This window comes from Nocardia sp. NPDC059228, assembly GCF_042754245.1.
Classification (GTDB): Bacteria; Actinomycetota; Actinomycetes; order Mycobacteriales; family Mycobacteriaceae; genus Nocardia.
This window is the reverse complement of sequence record NZ_JBHZAL010000012.1, coordinates 202,403-228,187: the sequence shown is the minus strand read 5'-3', so window position 1 is coordinate 228,187 and position 25,785 is coordinate 202,403. Positions and strand designations below refer to the sequence as shown.

General features: G+C 68.8%; 22 protein-coding genes. 13 read left to right on the top strand and 9 right to left on the bottom strand.

Annotated features, from left to right (window positions below; translation table 11 throughout):
• The first annotated feature begins 97 nt into the window (after positions 1 to 97).
• A complete protein-coding gene (locus ACFXKA_RS20610; protein ID WP_379428437.1) occupies positions 98 to 1,009 on the top strand; it encodes an amidohydrolase family protein in 912 nt (303 codons plus the stop codon).
• 317 nt (positions 1,010 to 1,326) lie between these two features.
• On the opposite strand, the gene ACFXKA_RS20605 is transcribed toward ACFXKA_RS20610, so the two are convergent.
• Positions 1,327 to 1,980: a class I SAM-dependent DNA methyltransferase gene (locus ACFXKA_RS20605; RefSeq protein ID WP_379428445.1), complete on the bottom strand. Its 654-nt coding sequence runs from the start codon at positions 1,978 to 1,980 to the stop codon at positions 1,327 to 1,329.
• Positions 1,981 to 2,177: 197 nt separating this feature from the next.
• On the bottom strand, positions 2,178 to 3,680 hold the full coding sequence (locus tag ACFXKA_RS20600) for an MFS transporter (RefSeq protein ID WP_379428436.1): 1,503 nt from the start codon (positions 3,678 to 3,680) through the stop codon (positions 2,178 to 2,180).
• A gap of 90 nt (positions 3,681 to 3,770) precedes the next feature.
• Between ACFXKA_RS20600 and ACFXKA_RS20595 the strand changes: the two genes are divergently transcribed.
• Positions 3,771 to 4,427, top strand: coding sequence for a TetR/AcrR family transcriptional regulator (locus ACFXKA_RS20595; protein ID WP_354839151.1), 657 nt, complete (start codon positions 3,771 to 3,773; stop codon positions 4,425 to 4,427).
• 127 nt (positions 4,428 to 4,554) lie between these two features.
• On the opposite strand, the gene ACFXKA_RS20590 is transcribed toward ACFXKA_RS20595, so the two are convergent.
• The 3 genes from ACFXKA_RS20590 to ACFXKA_RS20580 all read right to left on the bottom strand — a co-directional run bounded on the left by ACFXKA_RS20590 (position 4,555) and on the right by ACFXKA_RS20580 (position 7,512).
• Entirely contained in the window at positions 4,555 to 5,985 is a 1,431-nt protein-coding gene (locus ACFXKA_RS20590) for a three-helix bundle dimerization domain-containing protein (protein ID WP_379428435.1), read from the bottom strand.
• 511 nt (positions 5,986 to 6,496) lie between these two features.
• Positions 6,497 to 6,931, bottom strand: coding sequence for a ferritin-like domain-containing protein (locus tag ACFXKA_RS20585; protein ID WP_379428434.1), 435 nt, complete (start codon positions 6,929 to 6,931; stop codon positions 6,497 to 6,499).
• The gene (locus tag ACFXKA_RS20580) at positions 6,928 to 7,512 is read right to left on the bottom strand and encodes a hypothetical protein (protein ID WP_379428433.1); all 585 of its coding nucleotides are present in this window, start codon (positions 7,510 to 7,512) and stop codon (positions 6,928 to 6,930) included. The genes ACFXKA_RS20585 and ACFXKA_RS20580 overlap by 4 nt, the downstream gene beginning before the upstream one ends.
• A gap of 312 nt (positions 7,513 to 7,824) precedes the next feature.
• On the opposite strand from ACFXKA_RS20580, the gene rimP reads away from it, so the two are divergent.
• The 8 genes from rimP (at position 7,825) to ACFXKA_RS20540 (ending at position 15,513) form a co-directional block, all read left to right on the top strand.
• A complete protein-coding gene (rimP, locus tag ACFXKA_RS20575) occupies positions 7,825 to 8,445 on the top strand; it encodes a ribosome maturation factor RimP (RefSeq protein WP_379428432.1) in 621 nt (206 codons plus the stop codon).
• A complete protein-coding gene (nusA, locus tag ACFXKA_RS20570) occupies positions 8,442 to 9,491 on the top strand; it encodes a transcription termination factor NusA (protein ID WP_364614646.1) in 1,050 nt (349 codons plus the stop codon). Before rimP ends, nusA begins: the two co-directional genes overlap by 4 nt.
• 152 nt (positions 9,492 to 9,643) lie before the next feature.
• A complete protein-coding gene (locus tag ACFXKA_RS20565; RefSeq protein WP_354839708.1) occupies positions 9,644 to 9,949 on the top strand; it encodes a YlxR family protein in 306 nt (101 codons plus the stop codon).
• A 108-nt stretch (positions 9,950 to 10,057) separates the two neighbouring features.
• Positions 10,058 to 13,153, top strand: a complete 3,096-nt coding sequence (infB, locus tag ACFXKA_RS20560; RefSeq protein WP_379428431.1) for a translation initiation factor IF-2 — start codon at positions 10,058 to 10,060, stop codon at positions 13,151 to 13,153.
• A gap of 110 nt (positions 13,154 to 13,263) precedes the next feature.
• Complete coding sequence (locus ACFXKA_RS20555) at positions 13,264 to 13,554, top strand: DUF503 domain-containing protein (RefSeq protein WP_040859602.1); 291 nt, start codon at positions 13,264 to 13,266, stop codon at positions 13,552 to 13,554.
• A 20-nt stretch (positions 13,555 to 13,574) separates the two neighbouring features.
• Complete coding sequence (rbfA, locus tag ACFXKA_RS20550; RefSeq protein WP_354839175.1) at positions 13,575 to 14,027, top strand: 30S ribosome-binding factor RbfA; 453 nt, start codon at positions 13,575 to 13,577, stop codon at positions 14,025 to 14,027.
• A gap of 7 nt (positions 14,028 to 14,034) precedes the next feature.
• A complete protein-coding gene (locus ACFXKA_RS20545) occupies positions 14,035 to 15,021 on the top strand; it encodes a bifunctional oligoribonuclease/PAP phosphatase NrnA (protein ID WP_379428430.1) in 987 nt (328 codons plus the stop codon).
• Positions 15,022 to 15,273: 252 nt separating this feature from the next.
• A complete protein-coding gene (locus tag ACFXKA_RS20540; RefSeq protein ID WP_379428429.1) occupies positions 15,274 to 15,513 on the top strand; it encodes a cupin domain-containing protein in 240 nt (79 codons plus the stop codon).
• Between the two features lie 9 nt (positions 15,514 to 15,522).
• On the opposite strand, the gene ACFXKA_RS20535 is transcribed toward ACFXKA_RS20540, so the two are convergent.
• Entirely contained in the window at positions 15,523 to 17,091 is a 1,569-nt protein-coding gene (locus ACFXKA_RS20535) for a DUF4139 domain-containing protein (RefSeq protein WP_379428428.1), read from the bottom strand.
• A 404-nt stretch (positions 17,092 to 17,495) separates the two neighbouring features.
• Here ACFXKA_RS20535 and ACFXKA_RS20530 point away from each other — a divergent pair, with 404 nt between their 5' ends.
• Complete coding sequence (locus ACFXKA_RS20530; RefSeq protein ID WP_379428427.1) at positions 17,496 to 18,914, top strand: MATE family efflux transporter; 1,419 nt, start codon at positions 17,496 to 17,498, stop codon at positions 18,912 to 18,914.
• A 67-nt stretch (positions 18,915 to 18,981) separates the two neighbouring features.
• Here ACFXKA_RS20530 and ACFXKA_RS20525 read toward each other — a convergent pair whose 3' ends face one another.
• The 3 genes from ACFXKA_RS20525 to ACFXKA_RS20515 form a co-directional block, all read right to left on the bottom strand.
• Positions 18,982 to 20,127: a Rieske 2Fe-2S domain-containing protein gene (locus ACFXKA_RS20525; protein ID WP_354839190.1), complete on the bottom strand. Its 1,146-nt coding sequence runs from the start codon at positions 20,125 to 20,127 to the stop codon at positions 18,982 to 18,984.
• A complete protein-coding gene (locus ACFXKA_RS20520; RefSeq protein WP_379428426.1) occupies positions 20,124 to 20,912 on the bottom strand; it encodes an SDR family NAD(P)-dependent oxidoreductase in 789 nt (262 codons plus the stop codon). The genes ACFXKA_RS20525 and ACFXKA_RS20520 overlap by 4 nt, the downstream gene beginning before the upstream one ends.
• A gap of 63 nt (positions 20,913 to 20,975) precedes the next feature.
• Complete coding sequence (locus tag ACFXKA_RS20515; protein ID WP_354839196.1) at positions 20,976 to 21,500, bottom strand: nucleotide exchange factor GrpE; 525 nt, start codon at positions 21,498 to 21,500, stop codon at positions 20,976 to 20,978.
• A 49-nt stretch (positions 21,501 to 21,549) separates the two neighbouring features.
• Between ACFXKA_RS20515 and ACFXKA_RS20510 the strand changes: the two genes are divergently transcribed.
• Positions 21,550 to 23,232, top strand: coding sequence for an Hsp70 family protein (locus ACFXKA_RS20510; protein WP_379428425.1), 1,683 nt, complete (start codon positions 21,550 to 21,552; stop codon positions 23,230 to 23,232).
• Positions 23,233 to 23,258: 26 nt separating this feature from the next.
• Complete coding sequence (locus ACFXKA_RS20505) at positions 23,259 to 25,700, top strand: Ig-like domain repeat protein (RefSeq protein ID WP_379428424.1); 2,442 nt, start codon at positions 23,259 to 23,261, stop codon at positions 25,698 to 25,700.
• Positions 25,701 to 25,785 lie beyond the last annotated feature (85 nt).

The following is a 25,785-nucleotide window of genomic DNA, read 5'->3' as shown; positions in this document are numbered from 1 at the left end:
GAACGACCGGCGCTTGCGAGGAGGCATGTGGACATCCTTCCAGCAGGATCATTAGTCCTGCGAATCAGGTGTCCACTATCCGGGGGGAGCCTCAGGGGTGCCAATTCTCGGCTCGGCTGGTGTCCACTCGCGGGTTCCGGGAATTGCGGCCATCGCGGTCATCAGCAGCCCCGAAGAAGCTGAACCGATGGTCGCGCAGCGTATCGCCGACGGCTCCGACTACATCAAACTGATCCTGGAGGCACCGGGGGACGGCGGACCCGACGCACCGACAGCGAAAGCTGTTGTCGCCGATGCACATGAGCGAAATGTACCGGTGGTCGCGCACGTTACTACGCCCGGCGCATACGCGATGGCCATCGATGCGGGGGTCGATATCCTCACCCACGTTCCGCTGGGTGCCCGATTGCCCGCCTCCGATGTCGAGCGGATGGCGATCGGTCGGCATGCCGTTGTTCCGACCTTGACCATGATGGAGGGATCTGCCGATACATACGGTGTCGGCGCCCTGTTCGACGACGCACTGGCCAACGTGGCAGCACTGCGGAAGGCAGGCGTCGCGGTGCTGGCAGGCACCGATGCCAACGCGACACCGGGTCTTCCCTTCCAACCGCCGTTCGGCGCCAGCTTGCATCATGAGCTGGAATTGCTTGTACGCGCAGGTTTGTCGACCGTAGAAGCTCTGAACGCGGCAACCGTACTGCCCGCACGTCACTTCGGGCTCGCGGATCGGGGCGTGATCGCACCGGGCATGCGCGCAGACCTCATTTTGCTCGACGGCGACCCGATCGCCGATATCCGTGCGGCCCGAACGATACGCAGAATCTGGTGCGGCGGCACCGAACACCCGCCGGCCGCCCTCCCGGTATTGCCGCGACCAGCGCGGTCGGTCCCAAGCGGCCGACGCGGGCATACGGAAAATCAACGGGCAGAGTGCCTTGCAACCGACAACAATGCGCGCTCATGCCGGTTTCGGGCGACCGGTGCAATCCCGCACAATCCGCTATAGAAAAGCGATTTCGCGCCAATTCCTCAGCCGTAGTGCACGTTTAGAACGGTTGGGTTGGCTGTTCATGCCCGTATGGCAGCGCGCTCTTCTGGCGCATCCCGCGCTGGCCGAGCCCGCCAGTGCATGCAGTCGAAAATCGTCGGGCACTGGGTCTTCGACGTCGACGTAACGCCGGTTACTGCCGAGTGGAGCGCGTTTCTTCGATCGCCGGACCCTCTTCTACCGCGTCTGTCGAGTGGATTGGTCGAGGCAGGATGTGAGAGCGGCCTCGACGCTCATTGCATCCGTAGCTCAGAACGGCGTGATCACCTTCAGGATCAGCAAACCTGGCGGCGCGCGAGAATGATGCCCCCGAGCTTGCTCTCGGCTGAGGTGAGAGTTCTGGATGCCTCGACGATGAAACCGGCATCCTCTAGCCACGTACGCATTTGGCTGTGCTGGCGACGATGGACACGGAGGTTCATTTGGTGTCCGCCATAGCCATGGGTCATCAACTGCGACTCGTCTCCGACGTGGAAACCGAGTAGCAGCGGCCCGCCGGGCCGAAGCACCCGCTGGAAATGCTCTAAGACCAAACCGATCTCATCGTCGGGGATGTGGATCAGCGAGTACCACGCGACCAGGCCGGCCATCGAGCCGTCTGCCAGAGCGAGGTTCGTCATTGAGCCAAGATCGAACCGGAGGCCGGGGTGATCACGCCGAGCCATCCCGATCATTCCGGGCGACAAGTCGATTCCGAACACGTCCGTGCCCAGTTGACGCAGGTGAGCCGTGATCCTCCCTGTCCCGCATCCCACATCCGCGACCGGCCCCCCGCCCTGGGCCCGCACCAGGTCGGCGAACAACGCCAGGACAGCGCGCTCTTCGGGTGTTTCATCGAGAAGGTGACGTGTCAGGTCTGCATAACTGGCAGCGACGGTGTCGTACGACGCCCGCGTGTCCTCCAGCCAGCCATCAGTGTTCGGTCCCATTCCCACGACCGCAGGTTACCCACCAGCCCGAGCAGGACGGCGCTTTAGTGCAGCGAAGTCGAGATCGACTGCACCACAGTCGATCCTGTCCAACTCGGGCGTCGGAAGAGAACGGACTGAGGTCTTCTCGGGCTGCTGACTCCACCGAACGTCCTGCGGTGCCGAGTTGCGCCCGGATTGGACCTCAGGTCCTCTCGTCAGAGGCTGGTCGACGCCGTGGCGAACTCACCGGCGCTCGCCAGGGCGATGTCCTCGTCGACCTCGTGCTGGGTCAGGCGCCGGCCGCTGGGGCCGAGGCCGAATCCGGCCAGTAGTGCTGCCACCGCGAAGAAGGCCGCGCCGGTGAGGAAGGCGATGCGGTAGGCGTCTTCGGCGGGCAGGGCCACGACGGCACCGTTGGGCAGGGCGTGGCGCAGGGTGTCGCTGGTGAGGATCGTGACGACCAGCGCGCTGCCGATGGCGCCGCCGACGGTGCGCATGATCGAGTTGATCGAGTTGGCGATTCCGGTCTCGTGCGGTGCGACATTGGCGACCAGCAGGGCGGGCATGGCGGCGTAGGCGATCGCGATCGCGGCATTCGCGACGACCAGTGCGACAACGACTTCCGCGCTCGTCGTATGGAGCAACGCCAGGGCGGTGAGAGCGCACAGGCCTATGACGCTGGCGAGCAGCAGAACAAAGCGCGGGCCGATCCGCCCGACCAGACGCCCGGCGAGCGGACCCATCACCACCGACACCACGGCGCCCGGCAGCATGAAGGCCATACTCGTGCGCAGCACCGAGGCGTCGAAACCGAATCCCGCCAGCGCCCGCGGCGTCGCCACGAAATAGGTCGCCCCCAGGAACACGCTGAACATCGCGAAACCGACGCAGAAACTGGCCAGGTTGGTCACCGCGACCGGCCGATGCGCCAGCAGCGAGGTCGCCACCAGCGGCTCACGCAGCTTGGACTGCAGCAGCAGGAATCCGGCCAGCACGATCGCCGCGGCCACGAACAGCCCGATCACTCGCGCGCTGCCCCAGCCCCATTCGTGTCCTTGCGAGATCGGCAGCAGCAGGCAGACCAGACCGGTGCCCAGGACCGCGGCACCCACATAGTCGACGCGGCCACCCTGCCCCGGGCGGCGCGGCAGCGTCACGAACGCCAGCACCAGCACCACCGCCGTCAGCACGACGCACAGCCAGAAGATGCGGCGGTAGTCCGCACCGCCCTGTGTCAGCAGACCCGTCGCCACCAGCGCAACACCGCTACCCACGCCCAGGGTCGATGCGGTGATGGCCAACGCCCCGGTCAGGCGCTCGGCGGGAAGTTCGTGACGCAGCACGCTGATTGCCAGCGGGAACAGGCCGAAACTGGCTCCCTGCAGGGCCCGTCCGACGATGAGCAGATCGATGCTGTGCGCCGACGCGGCGAGCAGGCTGCCGGCCAGCGTGACCACGAGCGTCGACAGCACGACCGGTTTGTGCCCGTAGACATCGCCCAGTCGCCCGAGCAGCGGCGTCAGCGCCGAGGCGGCCAGCATCGTCGCCGTCGTCACCCATCCGACGGTCGTCGCCGAGACGCCGAGCTGCAGACCGATCTGCGGCAGCGCGGGCACGGGCAGCGTCTGAGCCATGGCCAGCAGAAACACGGTGCTGGCCATGGTCAGCACGATCGCGGTCGGCGACGAAGCGCGCCGGAGCTCGAGCGTTGAGGTCATTGCTGGCACGCTACGCTGGAATCGACACAGTGTCGATTATGATAGACGCCACGTCGATTACCGGAATGTAAATCGCTCTAGGGTGGGGTCATGGCGCAAAAGGGCGGACACGGAGTGAACCGGACCCCAGGCACGACCGAAGGTCTCCGCCGCCGCGGCACCATGTCCAAAGGTGATCAGCGCGAGGCCCAGATCCTGCACGCGACCCGCCACCTGCTGACGAAGAAGCCGATGGCCAACCTGACCGTCGACGACATCACCAACGCGACCGGCATCTCACGCACCAGCTTCTACTTCTACTTCCCCTCCAAGCAGGCGGTCTTCGCCCGCCTCATGGAGGACGTGAGCGACCGCTACGCGCAGACCCACGTCTGGCTGCCGTCCACCGGCCCGCAGCGAGAGCTCCTGCGCACCCAGCTCAGCGGAGCGGCCGAGATCTGGCACGACAACAGCGCGATCCTCGTCTGCTCGCTCGAGGGCTACGACAGCAGCTACCCCCCGCTGACCGAGTTCATCGCCGGCATCCAGGCACGATTCACCACTGGGCTCGCGGCCAAGATCGACCGCGACCGCGCGGCCGGGCTCGCTCCCGAGGGGATCGACTCGGCAACGCTCGCGGGCCTGGTCGCGCTCATGCGCGACGGGCGGCTCTCCCAGCTGGCCGCGGCACCCCCGGATGACATGCCCAGCAGCATCGACGACCTCGCCGAGGCGATTCTGCGCCTGATCTACGGCCGACTCGATTGACATCGCCGTGCGGTGCCCGGGGCGCGGCCAGGATCGGCGGCTGATTCGCGAATCTGTCAGGCTATGAACGCAATCCGGGCCCGACGCCACAAGGTGTCCGGCCCGGATCGGTTGTGTCGTGCTGGGCTCAGTTGTAGGACTTGGCGACGCCGTCGAGGAGGTGTTCGAGGGTGTCGTAGTCGGGTGGGCTGACCTGGTTGACCAGGTTCACGTCGACCGGGACCTGGTGGGCGGCGGTGGTATTCGTGAACAGGGTCACGTCGGTGGGGCGGAAGCCGTGTTCGGCGGCCAGGCGCTGCAGGTCGGGGTCGGTGGTGAGGAGCTTGCCGATCTGGTCGCCCTTGTCGTCGAGGGGAACCACGGTGTGCTGGGACATGACCGTCGGCTTGGGGTACATCAGGACCATGTCGGGCTTGAGCTGGTTGTGCACGGCCGCGTCGACGTACTGGGCCTCGTAGATCCAGGCCATGGGGACGGTGCCCATGCCGTTGGACAGGTAGTCCTTGAAGGGGCCGTCGCTGCTGGACTCGGTGAAGCCCTGCCGGGTGAACAGGCGCGAAACGCGGGACACCGCAAAGTCTTCCGCCTTGGCACCGCGCACGATGGTGTTGTCATTGGCGACGTAGGCGGTCACCGCCAGGTACATGGCCGCCGAGTTGGAGGTGCGCGGATCGGTCGTGGAGACCAGCACGTTCTTGGGCACCGAATAGGTCGAATTGCCCTCCAGCTGGTTCCACTGGATGCCCTTCTCGGCCAGCGCCAGATACTTCTCGACGTCGAAAGTCGTTGTCGCGCCCGGCTGCACGATCCCGGCCTGGGTCAGCAGGTCGGCGATCGGCTTGAAGGTGGCGATCACCATGGGGGAGGAGAACGGCACGTACTTGCCGGTCACTCCGCTCTTGCGCTGAACCAGCTCCGCGGCGGCCGAGCTGGACGGGAAGGCGAAGTCGTACTTGCCCAGATCCACCGAGGTGGCGATCTGCCGGGACCCCGCGGGCTCCACGTCCACCTTGAACCCGTGCTTGGCCAATGCGCCGGCCACCTTGGGATCGTCGAAGAACGCCGACTTCTCCGAGCCGGCCACACCGTGCACGCTGGTCAGGGCCGTCGCGGCGGTGGTTCCCGACGGCGAATCCGGTTGCCGCACAGCCATGATCACCGCGAACGCCAGCACCACCACGACACCCGCCGCGACCACGCTCAGTGCCCGCTTGTTCTCGACCAGCCGAGCCGGAACGAATCGCCCTGCGACAGCGGCGAATACGCTCGTGGTCTCCGCCGGATGCCCATCCGGCGAACCCTGCTCGCCGACCGCCGCCTTGGTCAGATCCACCTCCGTGGCAGCGTTCATGGACCGCTTCGGATCCAATTCCCGCCGCGCAATCCGCTCGACGAGAATCGGTACGAACTCACGCACCGAATGCCCCTCGAACCGCTTGCGCACCGCCCCCACCACGGCCTCGACCCGCTCTGCCGGATGCGCCTCGCCATAGTCCTCGACCAGGCGATTCGTCACCTCCCGCAGTGCCTTCTCTTCCCGCGCAGCATCGACCGCCACAGCATCTCCTCGACCTCACACCGAATTCCGTTGCACGGCAAGAAAAATGCGAAGGAGCCGCGCCGACCGGACCCTATGCCGCCAGAGTGCCCACATGTGATCGCCAATGCAAACGCCAAGTGCGCCTTCGGCGAATTCCTGGTGACCGCTCGGTCAGAACTCGAGTTCAGCCCAAGGGATGCGGATGGGGAAAGGATGATCGGAGCGGATCTCGGTCGACATGTCCGGTTCCCACTCGCCCGCCAGGATGTAGTTCGAGGGATGGAGCGACCCGGCCTTCCCACAGCTCGATTTCTCCGGCGATCTCATCCGGTAACTGCTCGAGGTCCTCCCAGATCATGAAATCCGGGAGGTTCGGACGATCGACATCCGAGGTCGGCATACCCGCAATGCTACCGAGACCGACCGCAGGATCGATCCGCCGCTCGCCACCTCTCATTGATCCCCCTGACGGTCTTGTCCCGAGGGGGATTCGATGCCGTTACCGCGGCGGATTGCTGCGGATGGTGGTTCAGGCCTGACCGGGAAACGCGACCGTTGTGGGATTAGTGCCCAAGATCGACTGCCAAGTGGCAAGGCGGACAGCGCATTCGGTGAGAGCCTCGATGCCGGTGCGGCGGACATCCGGGTTGTCGGCTCGTTCGACCACCGAGCGCCAGGCCGCCGCCGCGTCGGATTCGACGGTCACCGCCAGCTTGGCGGCCGGGATAGGGTCGTTCACCGGGATGGGGGAGGTGTAGGCGGCGGCGGGCTCGGGAACCGTTGCGCCGGAAGCCTTCAGCGTGTCGATGGTGGCGTCGCGGCGGGCGCGGTGGGATGCGGTGTACTCGGCGACGAGTTTGTCGCGGTCGTGGTTGGCGTAGGCCGCGATCACGCCGTAGGCGTAGACAGCGGCGTATTCGGCGCTCAACGCATCGATGAGTGCCTGCTGGTCGGTTGTGGTCATGCCAGGAGAACCCCCGCGTGGGTAGCGCACGACGCGCTGATCGAAGAGAGGAGACCGGCGCGGTAGCCGGAGAGCTGGGCCGACAGGTCGGCGGCCGAGCGCTGGGACTGCTGGAGCTGGGTGCGCAGGACGGCGACGCCCGGGGGCGGGACGGGCGCGGTCGGGGTGACCGGCGGGGTGCGGCGGCCGGGGGTGCTGCCGTCGCCGTAAACGCCTATGGCGCGGTCGATTTCGGTGCGCAGGGCGTCGGCGTGCGCGGTGCGCTGGGTGGCGATGGTCTGCAGCGCACCGGCCTTGTCGGGAGAGGTCGCGATGGCGGCGGTCGCGGCGGCCGCGTCGGTACGGGCCGAGGTCTCCTGCGCGATCAGCGGATCCGGAGCCGCGGGAGTGTCGTTCCCGGTGCAGGCGGCCAGCGCGCTCACCGCCGCCACCGCCAGCGCGCCGCCACCGGCCAGCCGCAGCGCGCTGCGGCGGTTCACGGCGCGGAGGGGAGGTTCGGGGGTGGGGGAGGACCCGGTTCGGTCCGGCGGGACCGTGAGACCGACGACATCGGCCGGAAGGCCGCTCTGACTGCTGGGCACGGCATACATGGTGCCAGCCGTCGCGGACGGCTTGCTGCGTGAGGGCCGTCGGATAGGCTGTGATCTGGAACGACGGGGAACCGTCATGGGCGCGTCGTGCTGGACACGCCGTCAGCACCACAGCGCCGACCATGCCGAAATCGAGCGAGTTGGCTGGTCCTTTACACTCTTTCCGCGCGTTACGCTAGACCTTCGGCACGGCATTTCGCCGAATCCTCCCTCCTGAGGGCGGAGACGGGTCTGCCGACCGTGCCCGACCAGTATCGATACCGACAACTCAACCCGTGACAACTGAACCAGGAGCCGCCCCACATGCCGATGCCGACCGAGGAAAGGGTGAGCCAGCTAGTTGCTGAGCTCGTCGAACGCCGAGGATTCGACCTCGAAGGCGTCGCGATTTCGGCTGCCGGTACAGCGCAGGCCAAGCTCAAGGTCACCGTCGACAGCGACGATTCCCCCGACCTGGACGCTGTCGCGGAACTCAGCTCGGAGATCTCGCAGGCCCTCGACGACGCCGGTGACTTCGGCGAGACCGCCTACCTGCTCGAGATCACCACCCCCGGCATCGACCGGCCCCTCACCTCCCCGCGCCACTGGCGGCGCGCCCAGGGTCGCAAGGTGAAGATCGTGCTGCGCCCCGGCGCCGAATCACCGGAGGAGAAGGGCAAGACCACGTTCGAGGCCCGCGTCGGCGTCCTCACCGAGACCGACGTCGCCCTGGTCCTCGGCGGCAAGCGGAAGCCACACCGGGTGACGGTGCCGCTCGCCGATATCCAATCCGCCGTCGTGCAGGTGGAATTCGCTCCACCCGGCGCGGCCGAACTGGAACTCGCAGGGGGAGTAGCGCCGGGCCGTCCCCAGCCCGGTGCGCAGGAGGGATCCGAAAACGAAGCAGCAGAGTCCGATTCACTGACCGAAGGGATCGTGGAATGAACATCGAAATCGAAGCCCTGCGCGCGATTGTCGCCGACAAGGGGATCTCGATGGAGACGGTGATCTCCGCGATCGAGTCCGCCTTGCTCACCGCCTACCGGCACACCGAGGGTCACCAGCCCAACGCCCGCATCGACATCAACCAGAAGACCGGTGTCGTGCGCGTGATGGCCCGCGAGCTCGACACCGACGGCAACGTCATCTCCGAATGGGACGACACCCCCGAAGGTTTCGGCCGCATCGCCGCCACCACCGCCCGCCAGGTCGTGCTGCAGCGGCTGCGCGACGCCGAGAACGAGAAGTCCTTCGGCGAGTTCTCCACCCACGAGGGCGACATCGTCGGCGGTGTGGTGCAGCGCGACGCCCGCATGAACGCCCGCGGCACCGTCGTGGTCCGCATCGGCTCGGAAGCCCATGGCGCGGAAGGCGTCATCCCGCCCGCGGAGCAGGTGCCGGGCGAGACCTACGAGCACGGTGACCGCATCAAGTGCTACGTGGTCGGCGTCTCCCGGGGCCCGCGCGGCCCGCAGATCACCCTCTCGCGCACCCACCCCAACCTGGTGCGCCGCCTGTTTGCCCTGGAGGTCCCCGAGATCGCCGACGGCTCGGTGGAGATCGTGGCCGTGGCCCGCGAGGCCGGGCACCGCTCCAAGATCGCCGTGCGTTCGACGGTCCCCGGCGTCAACGCCAAGGGCGCCTGCATCGGCCCGATGGGCCAGCGCGTGCGCAACGTGATGAGCGAGCTGGCCGGCGAGAAGATCGACATCATCGACTACGCCGAGGACCCGGCCACCTTTGTCGGGAATGCGCTGTCGCCGTCGAAAGTTGTATCCGTCACCATCGTGGACCCCGAGGCCCGCGCCGCGCGGGTGGTGGTTCCGGACTTCCAGCTTTCCCTCGCCATCGGCAAGGAGGGCCAGAACGCCCGCCTGGCGGCCCGGCTCACGGGCTGGCGCATCGACATTCGTTCCGATGCGGCGCCCGAGGTCCAGGGTGGTGTGCGTCCCGCGGCGGCGGCCGGCGGTGGCGAGGCCCACCGGGGTTGATCTTGCCGGATCCATCAGGCCCGGTCCGTCCCGAGATTTGTGAAACAGACCCCTGGGATGACAGGTTGGTAACTTCCAAGGGGTACGGATGCGGAGATCGGGACGTGACAGCGGTAGAGTGGACGCAGGCTCAGCGCGAGTCTTCGGCTTCTCTGCGCGCCGAGCGGGTGTCAGCAAGATCGGCACCCGTCCGGACCTGCATCGGATGTCGCAGACGCGAGCTGGCCGCCGATCTGATGCGGGTCGTGGCGCAAGGGTCTGCCTCCGGGCAGGACGTTGTGGTCATTCCGGATCCGCGGCACAGACTTCCCGGAAGGGGTGCCTGGTTGCACCCCTCTTCGGCTTGTCTGAGCCAAGCAGTTCGGCGCCGAGCATTCGGCAGAGCACTACGAGTGTCCGGACATCTGGATATCTCAGCCCTGGAGCATTACGTAGAGAACAGGCACGAGCACTCATGAGCAAACCGTGAAGTCCCAGAAATGATCGGCCTTCGAAATTAGTCGAGGTCGTGCGCGCGTCCCGTCGTGAAACGGGCTGCTGCGCTCGACCTCTGAGTGAGGAGAGCAGTGGCAGGCAAGGCCCGCGTGCACGAGTTGGCTAAGGAACTCGGTGTCACGAGCAAAGAACTACTCGCGCGGCTCAAGGAGCAGGGCGAGTTCGTGAAGTCGGCGAGCTCGACGGTGGAAGCACCCGTCGCGCGCCGACTGCGGGAGTCGCTCGCACCCAAGAGCACCCCGTCCAATGGGACCGCCAAATCGGCGACCCCCAAGCCCAGTGGTGACGGCGCCCCGCGTCCGGCCGCCAAGCCGGCCGCCCCCGGTGCCGGTCCCCGTCCGGGCCCCCGCCCGACGCCGCAGGCTCCGGCCCCCGCGCCGCAGGCTCCGGCCCCGGCTCCGCAGGTGGCTCCGGCTGCCCGCGCCGAGTCGGTCGAGGCTCCGGCTGCCCGTCCGGCAGCCCCGGGACCCAAGCCCGCCGCTCGCGAAAGCATTGCTCCCGCAGCGGCTTCCGCGTCGGCAACCCCGTCCGCTCCGGCCCCGCAGGCCCCGCGTCCGAACGCGCCGCGTCCGGGTGCCCCGGCCCCGCGGCCCGCGCAGCAGGGCAGCGCCCCGGCCCAGCCGGGCACCCCGCGTCCGGCCGGACCCAAGCCGGGTCCGAAGCCGCCGCGGGTCGGTAACAACCCGTTCTCCTCGGCTCCGGAACGCCCGGCGCCGCGTCCGGCTCCCCGTCCGGGCCAGCAGCAGGGCGGCCCGCGTCCGGGTCCGGCCCAGGGCGGTCCCCGTCCGGGTCCGGCTCAGGGCGGTCCGCGTCCCGGCCCGCAGGGCGGCGCCCGTCCGGGTCCGGGCCAGGGTGGCCCGCGTCCGGGTCCCGGTCAGGGCGGTCCGCGCCCCGGCCCGGGTCAGGGTGGTCAGCGTCCGGCCGCGGCCGGTCAGGGCGGTCCCCGTCCGGGTGGCCCGCGTCCCAGCCCCGGCTCGATGCCGCCTCGGCCGAACCCGGGTGCCATGCCCGCGCGCGCTCAGCGCCCGGCCGGTCCGGGTGGCGCAGGCCGTCCGGCGCGTCCGGGTGGTCCGGGCGGCGCCGGTGGCGGTCGTCCCGGTGGCGGCGGCGGTGGCTACCGCGGCGGCGCTCCCGGTGGCGGTCAGGGTGCCGGCGCCGGTGCCGGTACCGGTGGTGCTCCCGGTGGTTTCCGTGGTCGTCCCGGTGGTGGCGGCGGCGGTGGCCGTCCCGGTTCCGGTGGTGGTCGCGGCGGTGCCGCGGGTGCCTTCGGACGTCCGGGTGGCGCTCCCCGCAAGGGCCGCAAGTCGAAGCGGGCGAAGCGCGCCGAGTACGAGAACCAGCAGGCGCCCATCGCCGGTGGCGTGCGGCTGCCGCGCGGCAACGGCGAGATCGTTCGCCTCGCCCGTGGCGCGTCGCTGTCCGACTTCGCCGAGAAGATCGGCGCCAACCCGGCCTCGCTGGTGCAGGCGTTGTTCAACCTCGGTGAGATGGTCACCGCCACCCAGTCGGTGAACGAGGAGACCCTCGAGCTGCTGGGTTCGGAGATGAACTACGTCGTGCACGTGGTCTCTCCGGAGGACGAGGACCGCGAGCTGCTCGCCAACTTCGACCTCACCTACGGCGAGGACGACGGCGACGAGGCAGACCTGCAGGTCCGCCCGCCGGTCGTGACCGTCATGGGTCACGTCGACCACGGTAAGACCCGACTGCTGGACACCATCCGTAAGGCCAACGTCCGTGAGGGCGAGGCCGGCGGCATCACCCAGCACATCGGCGCCTACCAGGTGCTGGCCGACGTCAACGGCGACGACCGTCTCATCACCTTCATCGACACCCCCGGTCACGAGGCGTTCACCGCCATGCGTGCCCGTGGTGCGAAGGCCACCGACATCGCGATCCTCGTGGTCGCGGCCGACGACGGCGTCATGCCGCAGACGGTGGAGGCCATCAACCACGCGCAGGCCGCGGACGTGCCGATCGTGGTGGCGGTCAACAAGATCGACAAGGAAGGCGCGAACCCGCAGAAGATTCGCCAGCAGCTGACCGAATACGGTCTGGTCGCCGAGGAATACGGTGGCGAGACCATGTTCGTGGACATCTCGGCGAAGCAGGGCACCAACATCGAGTCGCTGCTCGAGGCGGTCGTCCTGACCGCGGACGCGGCCCTCGACCTGCGGGCGAACCCGGACATGGACGCGCAGGGTGTGGCCATCGAGGCCCACCTCGACCGCGGCCGTGGCCCGGTGGCCACCGTCCTCGTCCAGCGCGGCACGCTGCGCGTCGGCGACTCGATCGTGGCGGGCGACGCCTACGGTCGCGTGCGCCGCATGGTCGACGAGCACGGCGACGACGTCGAGGCGGCGCTGCCGTCGCGGCCCGTCCAGGTCATCGGTTTCACCTCGGTGCCGGGCGCGGGTGACAACCTGCTCGTCGTCGAGGAAGACCGCATCGCGCGTCAGATCGCCGACCGCCGCAACGCTCGCAAGCGCAACGCCCTGGCCGCGCGCAGCCGCAAGCGGATCTCCCTGGAAGATCTGGATGCCGCTCTGAAGGAGACCTCGGAGCTGAACCTGATCCTCAAGGGCGACAACTCCGGTACCGTCGAGGCCCTCGAAGAGGCGCTGCTCGGTATCGATGTGGGCGACGAGGTCCGGCTGCGCGTCATCGACCGCGGTGTCGGTGGCGTCACCGAGACCAACGTCAACCTGGCATCTGCGTCGAACGCGATCATCATCGGGTTCAACGTCCGGGCCGAGGGCAAGGCGACCGAGCTGGCGAACCGCGAAGGCGTGGACATTCGCTACTACTCGGTCATCTACCAGGCGATCGACGAGATCGAGAAGGCCCTCAAGGGTCTGCTCAAGCCGATCTACGAGGAGCACGAGCTGGGTCGGGCGGAGATCCGCCAGATCTTCCGGTCCTCCAAGTTCGGCAATATCGCGGGTTGCTGGGTGCTCTCGGGCTCGGTCAAGCGCAACGCCAAGGCGCGCCTGATCCGCGACAACGTGGTGGTCGCCGAGACCACCATCCAGTCGCTGCGTCGCGAGAAGGACGACGTCACCGAGGTCCGCGAAGGCTACGAGTGCGGTATGACCGTGGGCTTCAACGACATCAAGGACGGCGACATCATCGAGGCCTACGAGCTGCGGGAGAAGCCGCGCGACTAGGAAGCAGTACACGATCCCGCCGGGCCTCCGGGTCCGGCGGGGTTGTGCCCCCTTCCCTTTCCGGGTAACCGTGCGCGCATTCCCCGGGGCGCGTTCATATGACTGAAAAGATGTTCTTCGGAGCGCTCGAGTTCGATATCTTGCTCGGTGATGTGCATTCACTGAAAGAGAAGCGCTCTGTCATCCGCCCCATCCTCGCCGACCTGAAACGGTTCGAGGTGAGTGTCACCGAGGGCGGAGATCATGACCGGTATCGCCGGGCATTGCTCGGTGTGGCAATGGTCAGCTACGGCATGAATCACCTGACCGAGGTGCTGGACAAATGTGAACGGCACGTCGCCAATCGTCCGGAGTTACAGTTGCTGGCGGTACGCCGTCGCGTCTTCGGACCCGAAGACTGAAGAAGTGAGGAGGGCTCGGCATGGCTGATCAGGCTCGAGCACGCCGACTCGCGAAGCGCATCTCGTCCATCGTCGCCACGGCGATCGAATACGAGATCAAGGATCCGCGACTGCGGTTCGTCACCGTTACCGACGCCAAGGTGACCGGTGACCTGCGCGAGGCGACCATTTACTACACCGTCATGGGCGAAACCATCGACGCCGAACCCGATTACGCGGAAGCCGCCGCCGGCCTGTCGAAGGCCGCGGGGATTCTGCGGTCCAAGGTCGGCGCGGGCACCGGGGTGAAGTTCACCCCGACGCTGGCGTTCAAGCTCGACACCGTGCCCGACGCGGCCCGCGAGATGGAGGAGCTGCTGGCCAAGGCCCGCGCCTCCGACGCGCGCGTGGCGCAGGTGGCGGTCGGCGCGAACTACGCCGGTGAGGCGGATCCGTACAAGTCGGACGAGGACGAGGAAGACGACGAAGCCTGACCACGCCGTGACCCCCGTCGATGTCACCCCTGCCGTCGAGGTTCTCGAGGCCGCGAAATCGGTGACGATTCTCTGCCACATCCAGCCCGATGCCGATACCGTCGGCAGCGGGCTGGCCCTGGCGCAGGTGCTGCGCCGGCGCGGGGTCCCGGTCGTCGTCTCCTTCGCCGAACCGGCCGAACTGCCGGTCTCCATGCGGTCGCTGCCCGGTACGGAATTGCTGGTCCGCGCCGACCAGGTGCCGCGCGAGGTCGATGTCCTGGTATCCGTGGACTGCGGCAGTGCCGGACGGCTCGGCTCGCTGCGTGACCGATTGGACAGCGCCGCAACGACTTTGGTCATCGATCACCATCGGTCCAACACCCGCTTCGGTCAGGTCAATGTCGTGGACGAGGCCGCCGAATCCACCGCGGGCGTCATCGCCCGCATCCTGGAGGCGTGGGGCGAACCCATCGATCGCGATATCGCGCACTGCCTCTACGCCGGATTGGTCACCGACACCGGCTCTTTCAAATGGGTGCGCCCCGGCTCACACACCCTGGCCGAACGGCTCCTGGCCACCGGCATCGACGGCGCGGCCATCACCCGCACCCTGATGGACACCCATCCTTTCGCCTGGCTCCCCATGCTGTCCCGGGTCCTGGCCTCCGCCCAGCTGATTCCGGATGCCGCCGCCGGCGCGGGCCTGGTCTACGCGGTCGTCCGCCGCGAGGACACCGAAGCCGTCCGCTCCGAAGAGGTCGAGAGCATCATCGATCTCGTCCGCACCACCGCCGAGGCCCAGGTCGCCGCGGTCTTCAAGGAATCCCGCACCGACCCGGACCGCTGGACGGTCTCCCTGCGCTCACACGACGCCGCCGACGGCTCACCCGGCCTGGACGTCGCCCGCGTCGCCACCGCCCTCGGCGGCGGCGGACATCGTTATGCCGCAGGGTATTCCACCACCGGCCAGGCCCCGGACCTGCTGGCGAACCTCCTCCGCGAACTCGGCTGACCCGGGTCCCGGTGTCCCTCAGTTCAATTCGTCACCGTGGTCCGTGGTCGACACGCCGATACCGCGCAGGGTGATGCGGGCAGGAACATACCGAGGATGCCCCCGCCCCCGGCGACGCCGGTCCACACGCCGATCGCCTTGCCGCGCTGGGCTTCCGGGAAGGTTGCGGTGATGACGGCGAGGGTGATGGCATGATCATCGCGGCGCCGACGCCGGCGGCCGCCCGGGCGATCAGCATCATCTCGGCCGAATGTGCCAGTCACCGATCCGCCGCCGGACAATCCCGCCCGCATGCGCGTCCACCCGGGCCGGGAATGGCTCGTCGTCCTGTCCGGCACCGCGATCCTCATGCTCGGCAACCGCCGCTTTCGCGTCGAGACCGACCAGGCGGCCGAATTCCCCACGATGATGCCGCATGCCATCGGCGCCGAGGGCAAACGAGATCCTCGGGATCTTCGACCGTGCCGCCCACTGTGGGCACCGCCCGGGTGATCGGCCGGGTCAGTCCGGCAGGCCGAAAATGGTGACGCCCTTGGGGGCTTCGACTCGGTAGCCGAGGGTGATGACCGTGCGGTCCTGCGGCTCGAGGTCGCGTTTCCAGGTGAGGATGCCGAGGTCGTCGCGCTCGGCCGGGGGCGGCTTCAGGACCGTGTCGCGGACGGTGACGGCGGCGTCGCGGGCTACCGGCAGGCGGTCGAGGACAGTCACGGTGGTGGGGCGGGCGCCGTGGTTGGTGACGGTGATCGTGTACTCCATTTCGACGCGGCGGGCCGAGCCGAGGGTCGCCCTGGAGGCATTGCGGCGCACCAGTTCTCGTTCGACGCGGACGCGATCGTCCACACCGAGGGCGAGTTCGCGTTCCTCGCCGGGGGCCCAGAGGTCGAGATCGGTGGCGCCGACGTACTCGGTGTCGTTGAACAGGGACGCGCGGCCCCTGGGGAAGGTGTGCTCGGAGGTGTTGCGCGCGGTGGCGCGCAGGATCGCCTCGGGTGCGCGGATCGGCGCGGTCACGTGATCCAGATCGGCCTCGAGGTCCAGGGCGATGATCAGCGTGCGGTGTTCGGTGCCGTCGGCGGCGATGGCGACCGGGCGCTGCGGGGAGTAGGTGGCGGCGGTGGCCCCGTGCTCGACGGTCGTGACCGCTTCCCGGACCGGGGGCGGTGGCGGTGGCGGGAGCGCACCGGCGGGCGCGGGAGCGGCCGGGGCGAGCATGGGGTTCACGCCGTCGGGGTCCCCGGACCGGGAAGCGCGCCGCCTGGCCATGAGTTTCGGCTCGGGTGGCGTGGTGCTGAGGTACCACGGGTCCAGTTCGGGCACGTCGAGGGCGATTGCCGGGCGGGCGGTCGACAATTCGAGGCGGCATTCGGGCCAATCCTCGCCGGTCTGCTGACGCACCAGTCCGAACCAGCGCAGGCTCAGGCCCCTGTCATCGAGGCGCAGATCGTAGGTGCTGGTCCAGCGTGCGCCGGGCACCACATAGGACAGTTCCAGTTCGGCGGTGGCCGGTTGGGCGGCGTCGACGGTGATGACCGCGGCCCGGATGTCGGGGCGGTTCTTGCGGCCCAGGTCCGCCAGCCGCCGCTCGATCGCCCGCTTGTCCAGAATGTGTTCCTGCCGCAGGCGTTCTCGGTCGCGGCGTCCGGCATGCACGGCCTCGTATTGCGCCTCGAGACTGTCGCCGAAGGCGATGACCCGCTCGTCGGTCGTCTTGGCCAGGTGCTCGGCGGACTTGCGGACCAGGCGCTGCAGGAATTCGATGCGGGCGTCGGCGGCGCGGTCGGCGTCGGCGAGTTCGGCCAGCGCGGCATCCAGTTCGTTTCTGCGGGAGGTGAGCTCGGCGATCTGTTCGTCGTCCGGCTCGGGCTGCCGTTCGGTGATGATGTCCACCCCGAGGACCGTCACGTCGCCCCGGCCCGCGACGCGGATCGAGTCGCGCAGTAGTTCCAGCGGCAGCGGTGACACGCGGATGCGATGTTCGCCCGGGTCCAGTGTCGCCTTGCCGGACCGGGTGACTCGGGCCCGATCCGGATAGACCGTCACCGCCGCGATTGTTGTCTCGAGATCCACCATGCCGCCCAGCCTGCCCGAGGAGTCGTCGTGAGTCGACGGGAATTCGCGCGGCGGTACGGACGTGCCGGGGGTAGGGGTACCGCGAATAGCTGTCTGCCGGAGCCGAATTCGCAGGTGCGAGTTGTCCGGGGTGGCCGAGCGAGCTGCCTGGGGTGGCCGAGGAATTGGTGGCGAACCTGGTCCGATGACCCAGCCGAAGGTGGTCGGCGAGAACGCCGCTGCTGGCAATTCAGATGCGGACACGGACATATATTTGCTTGGCTATGCATCTCGATCGGTGACCCGCGGCAGGGTCTCGCTGCGTGCGGGATCAGGAAGAGCGGTGGTGACAGGCCGATCGGCGGGTTCGAGGGTGGGTGGTGGCGCGGTGCGGCTGGGCCGGGGTGGTGTGGGATGGTGGGCGGATGAGCAGTGCCGGCGTGGTGGATGGTGGCGGGGAGGACCCGGCATTCGTGGCCGCGTCGGCGGAGGACGTGGCGGCCGTGCGGGGCGCTGAGGCTGCGGCGGCCGGGCCGCGGCGGATTCTCGGGATCGCGGTGCCGACGCTGGGGGTGCTGGTCGCTGAGCCGATTTATCTGCTGTTCGATATGGCTGTGGTGGGGCGGCTGGGGGCCTTGGCGTTGGCCGGGTTGGCCGTCGGGGGATTGCTACTGGCGCAGGTCGGTTCGCAGTTGACGTTCTTGAGCTATGGGACGACGGCTCGGGCTGCGCGGCGGCATGGGGCGGGGGACGAGCGGGCGGCTGTTGTCGAGGGGGTGCAGGCCAGTTGGATCGCGGTCGGGGTGGGGTTCGCGATCGTGCTGGTGGTGCAGATCTTCGCGGGGCCGATCACGCGGGCCATCGCGGGTGGGGACGACATCGCGCGGGCGGCGGAGTCGTGGGTGCGGATCGCGTTGTTCGGGGTGCCGTTGATCCTGTTGTCGATGGCGGGGAACGGGTGGATGCGCGGGGTGCAGCAGACTCGGCGGCCGCTGATGTATGTGATTGCGGGGCTGGTGGTTTCGGGGGTGCTGTGCCCGACGCTGGTGCACGGGCTGCTGGGGGCGCCGCGAATGGAGCTGGCGGGGTCGGCGGTCGCGAATCTGGTGGGGCAGTCGATTTCCGGTGCGTTGTTCGTGAGTGCGCTGTGGCGGGCTAAGGTGCCGCTCGCACCGCATCTCGAGATCATGAAGGCGCAGCTGGTGCTGGGGCGGGATCTGATCGTGCGGAGCCTGGCGTTCCAGGCGTCGTTCGTGTCGGCGGCGGCGGTGGCTTCGCGGTTCGGGGCGGCATCGGTGGCGGCGCATCAGCTGGTGCTGCAGATCTGGAATTTCCTCGCGCTGACGCTGGATTCGCTGGCGATCGCGGCGCAGACCCTGGTCGGTGCGGCGCTCGGTGCCGGAAACGCGCGCGGCGCACAGGGTCTGGCGCGGCGGATCACCGGCTGGTCCACGGTCTTCTCGGTGCTGCTGGCAGCGGTGTTCGCGGCCGGATACTCGGTGATCCCACGGTTGTTCACCGCTGATCCGTCGGTGCTGGATCGCACCCACGTGGTGTGGTGGTTCTTCGTCGCCATGATCCCGGTGGCGGGTGTGGTGTTCGCGCTCGACGGCGTGCTGCTCGGCGCGGGCGATGCCGCGTTCCTGCGCAATACCACGCTGGGGTCGGCGCTGCTGGGGTTCCTGCCGATGATCTGGCTGTCGCTGGTCTACGACTGGGGGATCGGTGGAATCTGGACCGGGCTGGTCGCTTTCATGCTGCTGCGCCTGGTCGCCGTCAGCCGGCGGGCGCTGTCCGGGCGGTGGGCGCGGGTCGGGGCCGAGGTGCCGCGCCGCGCCGCCTAGGAGAAATGCGTTCGGCGGCAGCGGGATCGGCGGCCGAGGCGGAGTATGCCCCGGCCACCCCCCGGAGCTAGTCGGGCGCGCCGTTCGCCTGGGCGGCGGCCTGCCTTGCGAGATTCTCGGCGACCTCGGCCTGCCAGTTCTCGTTGGCGTGGGTGGTGTCGACCTCGTATTCGAACCGGTCGGTCATCTCCGGCTTCACGTCGGCGACATCGACATAGAACTGCTCGTACCACCGCCGATGCTGGTAGACCGGCCCGTCCTCCTGCGTCAGCAGCGGATTGTCGATGCGGGTCTTGTGTTTCCAGATCTCCACGTCCTGCAGGAATCCGACGCCGAAGCTCTTGCCGAACGCCTTGGCCAGCTTCTCCGACTTCTCCGGCGGCAGGCCCTTGATGCGCTGCACGCTCACACCCCACTGCAGGACGAAGGAATTGTGCGTCACCGGGTAGTGGCAGTTGATGAGCACCACCTCGACCGTATTGTCGCCGAAGTCGTTGTGCAGGGTGTTGATCATGTAGGACGGCCCGTAATACGAAGCCTCCGAACGCAACAGCGACATCTCCTGCGAGTAGTTCGACTTCGCGTGCACGTCCGGTCGCCCCTTGGAGTGCAGGAACTGCGTCGCGACGTGCCCTTCGAACACATTCTTGAAATACACCGGGTACGCGTAGTGGATGTAGAAGAAGTGCGCCATATCGACGTTGTTGTCGATGATTTCGCGGCAGTGCGCGCCCTCGATGAGCAGCGTGTTCCAGTCCCAGTCGCTCCACTCGTCGGTGTCGATGCCCTCGATGTGCGGGATCGCGACCTCGGGCGGCGGCGGATTGCCCTCGGGATCGTTCCACACGAAGAACTGCCCGTTCTCCTCGCAGGTGATCCAGGATCTGGTGCGCGCCAATGGTGGAACGCGGCGGGCATAGGGGATGGCGGCGCATTTACCGTCGCCGCGCCAGCGCCAATCGTGGAAAGGGCAGGCGATATTGTCGTCCTTGACGCTGCCGTAGGCGAGGTCCGCGCCCATGTGCCGGCAGTACCCGTCGAGGGCGTGCAGCTCGCCCTTGCTGTCGGACCAGATCACCAGTTTGGTGCCGAAGGCGTTGACCGAGTGGGGTTTTCCGTCCCGGAAGCTCTCGGCCAGCCCGAGACAGTGCCAGCCCCGGGCGAATCGGGTCATCGGCTCGCCGACATCGATGCTGCGATAGTGCTGTTTCATGGGCGTCCTCCGCGATTGATGATCGGCGCCATCACGTCGGGCAGGAGCCGGTTGAGCCCGATGATGAGGCGGTTGTAGGCCGGAAAACTGATGTACTGCTTGTTCTTCGCGACGCCGTCGAGAATCGCGTCGGCGGCGGCGAGCGGCTTCACCTTGGCGAAGGGCAGCTTGTCGATGGAGGCGCGATAGTCGTAGCCGGGCAGATTCACGGCACTGTCGAAGATTCCGGTGTCGACCACTCCCGGCAGCACCACGCTGACCTTGATGCCGTGTTCGGCTGCCTCGGCGCGCAGCGCGGTGCTCAGGCCGACCACGGCGTGCTTGGTGGCGGTGTAGGCGACCGATCGCGCCACCGGCAGGACGCCCGCGCTGCTGGCGGTATTGACGATGTGCCCGCCGCCCTGGTCGAGCATGCGCGCGTAGGCGAGCTGGGTGCCGTGCACGACGCCCCAGAAGTTGACGTCGACGATCTGGTTCCAGGCAATATCGGTCATCTTGGCGAAATCGCCGCCGACCACGATGCCGGCATTGTTGAACATGAAGTCGAGCCGCCCGTGCTCGGCGACGGCGCGCTCGACCACGTCGGCGAGGGCCCTGCGGTCGGTGACGTCGGCGACCATGGTGGTGAGGTCGCCGGCGCTGCTCGCGGCCAGGGAGTCCAGGCCCGCCACCGCGCGGTCGACGGCATAGACGCACGCGCCGCGCTGCAGCAACCGGGTCACGAGCGCTCTCCCCATGCCGGAGGCGGCACCCGTGACGATCGCGGTGGCGGCGGAATAGGTCATGAGCCCGAGGTTAAGCACTTGTGCTTATTGGAACAAGTGTCAGTTTCGGGCGGCGGGGGCCGGTCAGGCCCTGCGATACCGGCGCACAACGACTTTCGCGGGCCGGATGGACCGATCTCCTATCGTCAGCCCCGGCTGGATGACCGACTCCACGGTCCGGTCGGCGGCCGGATCGTCGGTGTCGGTGAGCTCGGCGGCCTCCATGGTGTCCGGATCGAAGTCCGTGCCCCGGAACGGCGTCACCAGCTCACCGCCCCGCTCGGCCAGCATGCGCTCGACCCGGCGGCTCATGGTCTCGAAGCCCTGGCGGTCCGGCTCCGAATCGGTGGTGGAGGCGAAGGTCTGGGCCAGGCCGTGCAGGGCGAACAGGTCGCGGATCAGGGGAGCGTCGGCTTCGGCGCGCTCGTCGCGGATCTTCAGTTTCGCCTCGTCGGCCAGTCGCTCGATGGTGGCGGCCTGCCGGGCGATGACGCGGGCCAGGTCGTCGATGCGTTCGGTGATGCGGTCGAGCGTCGTGGCCGGTAGGTCGGTCGGGGCGGGCACTGCGGGCAGGGCCGGGAGGGTGGCCGCCGGGGCTGGATCGGTCATGCTCGAACGATAGACCCGGTAGTCGGTCCCGGCTGCTACCATCGCCGTCGTGGGGGTCTATGGAATCGATCTGGGCACAACGAATTCGGCAATCGCGACAATTGACGCGGACGGCCGGCCGGAGGTGCTGATCGGGCTCAATGGGGAACCGACCGTCCCGTCTGTCGTCTTGTTCGCCTCCGCCACCGACCATGTGGTGGGGGAGGGCGCGCGCCGGCAGGCCCGCCTCGATCCCGATCACGTGTGCACGCTGGTGAAACGCCGTATGGGAGATGCGGAGTGGCGGTTCGGCGCGCACGGGCAGCTGTGGTCGGCGCCCGCGGTCTCCTCTCTCATTCTGAAAAGCCTTGCCGCCGATGCCGAATTCGCGGGCGGCGAGCCGGTGCGGCGGGTGGTGATCACGGTGCCCGCCTACTTCGGCGACGAGGAGCGCCGGGCCACCATCCAGGCCGGCACCTACGCCGGATTCGAGGTGGCGGGCGTGCTGTCCGAACCCATCGCGGCGGCGCTGTCCTACGGTTTCGGGCGGCTGGACGGCGGCATCGAGATCGGCGCGTCGCCGGCGCGCGAGACGGTGCTGGTCTACGACCTCGGGGGCGGCACCTTCGACGCCACCGTCATCGAACTGGCCGACCGGCGCATCTCGGTGCTGGCCGTGGAGGGCGATCATCAGCTCGGCGGCGCGGACTGGGACGAGCGGCTGGCGCTGCACCTGTCCCAGCAGTTCTGCGCCGCTAATCCGGATGCCGAAGACCCCCTGGACGATTCGGTCGGCTCGCAACTGCTGGTGCTGGCGGCCGAGCAGGCCAAACGTGAGCTCACCACCGCCGACAGCACCGAGGTGGTGATCGCGCACGACGGCGCGCGGGCGGTGATCCCGCTGACCCGCGGCGAACTCGAGGCCATGACCGCCTCGCTCATGCGGCGCACGGTGGATCTCACCAAGGCGGTGCTGGCCGCGGCCGGGCAGCGCGGGGTCCGGCAGGTGGATCGGCTGCTGCTGGTCGGCGGCTCGTCGCGGATGCCGATGGTCGCCGAGCAGCTGCACAAGGAATTCGGGCTGGTCGGTGAGCTGCGCGATCCGGATCTGTCGGTGGCGCGCGGGGCCGCGCTCTACGGCGAGAAGCTGGAGATGGAGCGGCTGGTGGCCGCGGATCTGGTGACCCGTGGGCGACTACGCGACGGCGCCGGGCTGCGCGAGGCGGATCCCGTTGATCTGGAGGCCTCGCTGGCGCGGGTGGCCGATTCGTTCGGGCAGCCGGTGAGCCTGGTGCGCCGCATGATCGAGATCCAGGTGGACACGGTGGTGTCGCGTGGCTTCGGAGTGCTGGCGCTGGATCCGTTCAATGGGCTGGCGGCCAGCTGGCTGGTGCATCGCAATCAAACCCTGCCCATTCGCGTGCGGCGGTCCTACGGGACGGTGCGGGCGGACCAGGATCAGATCGAGCTGACCATCGTGGAGCAGCAGGGGCAGGCGGCGTCGACGCGGCCCGAGGACACGAAGGTGTTGGTGGAGGGCAGGATTCGGGACATTCCACCCGGGTATCCGGAGGGTAGTGAAGTCCGGGTGACCTTCGAGATGGGATTCGACGGCGTGCTGCACGTGACCGCCTACCATGTGGATGCCGATCTGCCGCTGACGCTTTCGGTGCAGACCGGGGCCACCCTGTCGCAGGCGGATGTGGAGCGCGAACTGGATCAGTTGCAGCGCACCCGGCGTCGCAACTCCTGACCGGTATACGCTGTCCACGACAAGCCATGCATGCCTTCGATTCCAATGACTACCGCAAGCGGGTCCTCGCTGCCGTCGAACGCCGGGGCGGGCTCGGTGAGTCGGATGCCTTCGAGCTGTACGACATTCCGCTCGCGGAGGCCGCGCGGCTGAGCGACGCCGAGGTGGCGGCGCGGATCGAGGCGGTCTGGGCGTTCTGGCAGAAGCTGCGCGACCATCCCAAGTACCGGGTGCTGGCCGGGCTGCTGGTGGACGCGCACGCCGAACTCTCGGAACCCTTGCTGCACACCGGTTCCCGGCTGGTCGAGGCCGATCGCGTGACGCAGTTGCGGGCCCGGCGGGAGGCCGAGCGCTACGAGATGCTCGACGCCGCCATCGAGCGGCTGGTGGCGCGGCACGGCGGCATTCCCGCCGCCAAGATCCCCGGCCTCGAGGACATCGGCCGGATGGGCGGGCTGACCGTGGCCGAGATCGCCGCCCGGGTACGCCGCCACCGCATCATCGACGAGGCGCCCCCGCCGGCGTCGCCGTCCGCCGCGCCCGCCCTCAGCTCCGAACGCCGCCGGCAGATTCGCGCGCTCCTCGCCGAATACGAGCGCCTGCTTCCCGGTGATCCGGTTCCCACCCTGCTGGCCCTGCTCGGCATGGAATTCGCCGCCGCCCACCACACCAACGAGATCCGGCTGCGCGCCGGCGCCCTGCGCGCCCGCACCCGCGAACTGCCGCCCGGCCGGATCCGCGTGGTCCTCGACGAACTGCTCATCCATATCGGTGACCTGCTCGAGCCCGGCGGCGCCATGGTCGACGCCTACCTCCTCGCCATCACCGAGACGGTCACCGACCAGCTCCGCCCCCAGGTCCGCGCCGCCGTACTGGTCGAAGACCTCCTGGTGGCAGCGGATTTCGACTACCTCCTCGGCGTCGCCATCGCCGCCGGTCTCGACCGCGCCGCCGCCGAACGCATCCTCATCACCCTCACCGACGAACTCGGCACCACCGTCGAAGGCCGCGAACACCTCGCCGCCCCACTCCGCCCCGGTGGGCCCGCGCAGACCAGCTCCGCCACAACGACTTCGACCCGCTCGACGGGGAATGGTGCTCCATCGGGGACCGGCGCGGCCGCCGGAAGCGAATTCGGCCCCGACCTCGCGAGCAACCCTCATGGTGAGGGTCCGGCCGCCTCCGGCGACTCGGCGGGTGGCTTCGGCCCGGACCGGGATGCGGCGACCGCTGCCGGAAGCGCGGGCTGCTCGTCGGGAACCGTTGGCGGGCAATGGAATTCTGGCGATGGCGCACCTGCTCGAGGTCGTGGAGAGGCGCCGGAGGCGGCGCAGTGGCAGCGGACGCCCTATACGGGCGGGGCGGGTGCGGGGCGGCCGGGGGAGGCGGCGTTGCGGGCGGCGCGGGCCGCGTTGCGGGCGGGACGACCCAGGGAGGCGGCCGCATTCGTCACGGATGCGCGGCGCGCGGTCGGGGACGACGGCCCGGGGGCGCGGTCGGTGCGGGCGGTGGGGGAAGAGGTCGAGCGGGTGCTGGCGGAGGCGGCCGTGCACTGGCGGGCGGCCGTGTCCTGTTGTGCGGGGCGGCGGTTCGTGGAGGCGCTGGGCGAGCATCTGGATTTCCTGGATCGGCGGGCGGAGGATGTGCCCAATCCTGATCCGCGGGGAGCCGGCCGGGAGTTGCTGATCGGGCGGGCGCGGGCGGCGGTGATGGAGGCCGGGCGGCTGTTCGAGGCGCTGCCGTCGGATCCGGGACTGCGCATGCAGGCCGTGCGGGCCGTGCTCGAGGTGTGCGCCGACCATGCCGAGGCGCTGGCGGCGCTGGCCGAATTGCAGGTGGGCGCGCCGGGAACGGTGACGGTGCGCCGCAAGCCGGACGGGACGGTGGTGATCACCTGGCTCCCGTCGCGGACCACGCAGGTGGAGTACCGGGTCACGCGGCTGCTGGCCGACGGGTCGTGGCGGGTGGTGGGCCGCACCCGCGGCACCGCGCTGGAGGACGGCGGGGCGCCGACCGGGCTGGTGCCGGTGTACGGGGTGGTGGCGTCCGTCTCCGGCCGGGCCTCCGAAATGGCCCGGTCCGATGGGGATTCGGACCGCGATCCGGCCCAGGGCGGCGAGCCGGATGCCGCGGGTGGCGGGCCCGATGGCGATCGGCCCAGCGGTATGCCCACCGTGCGCAGCCTGACCGAACAGCGCGGGCTGCTGGTCTTCGAATGGCCGATCGGCGTCACCGAGGTGATGGTGGTGGCCCGCCCCGACGGCCCGCCGGTGGATCCCGGGGATCCCCGGGCGCGCCGGTGGAAGGTCACCAATATGCGCTACGAGATCGACGGCGGGGTCAGGATCCCGTCCGAGATCCCGCGGCCCTGTCACGTGGCCGTGGCTTCCTGCCGGCGCGATGCCGCCGGAACTCTCACTGTCGCCGCCGGATTCGGCCCGGACGCCCGGATTCGCTGGGTGCGCTGAGAGCCGCTGTGGCCCCGCATGGGAATCTGGTGGGGGCCGGGTCTGTTGCTGCGAGGACCGGTCGCGAACAGAGAGGCGGAGCTGG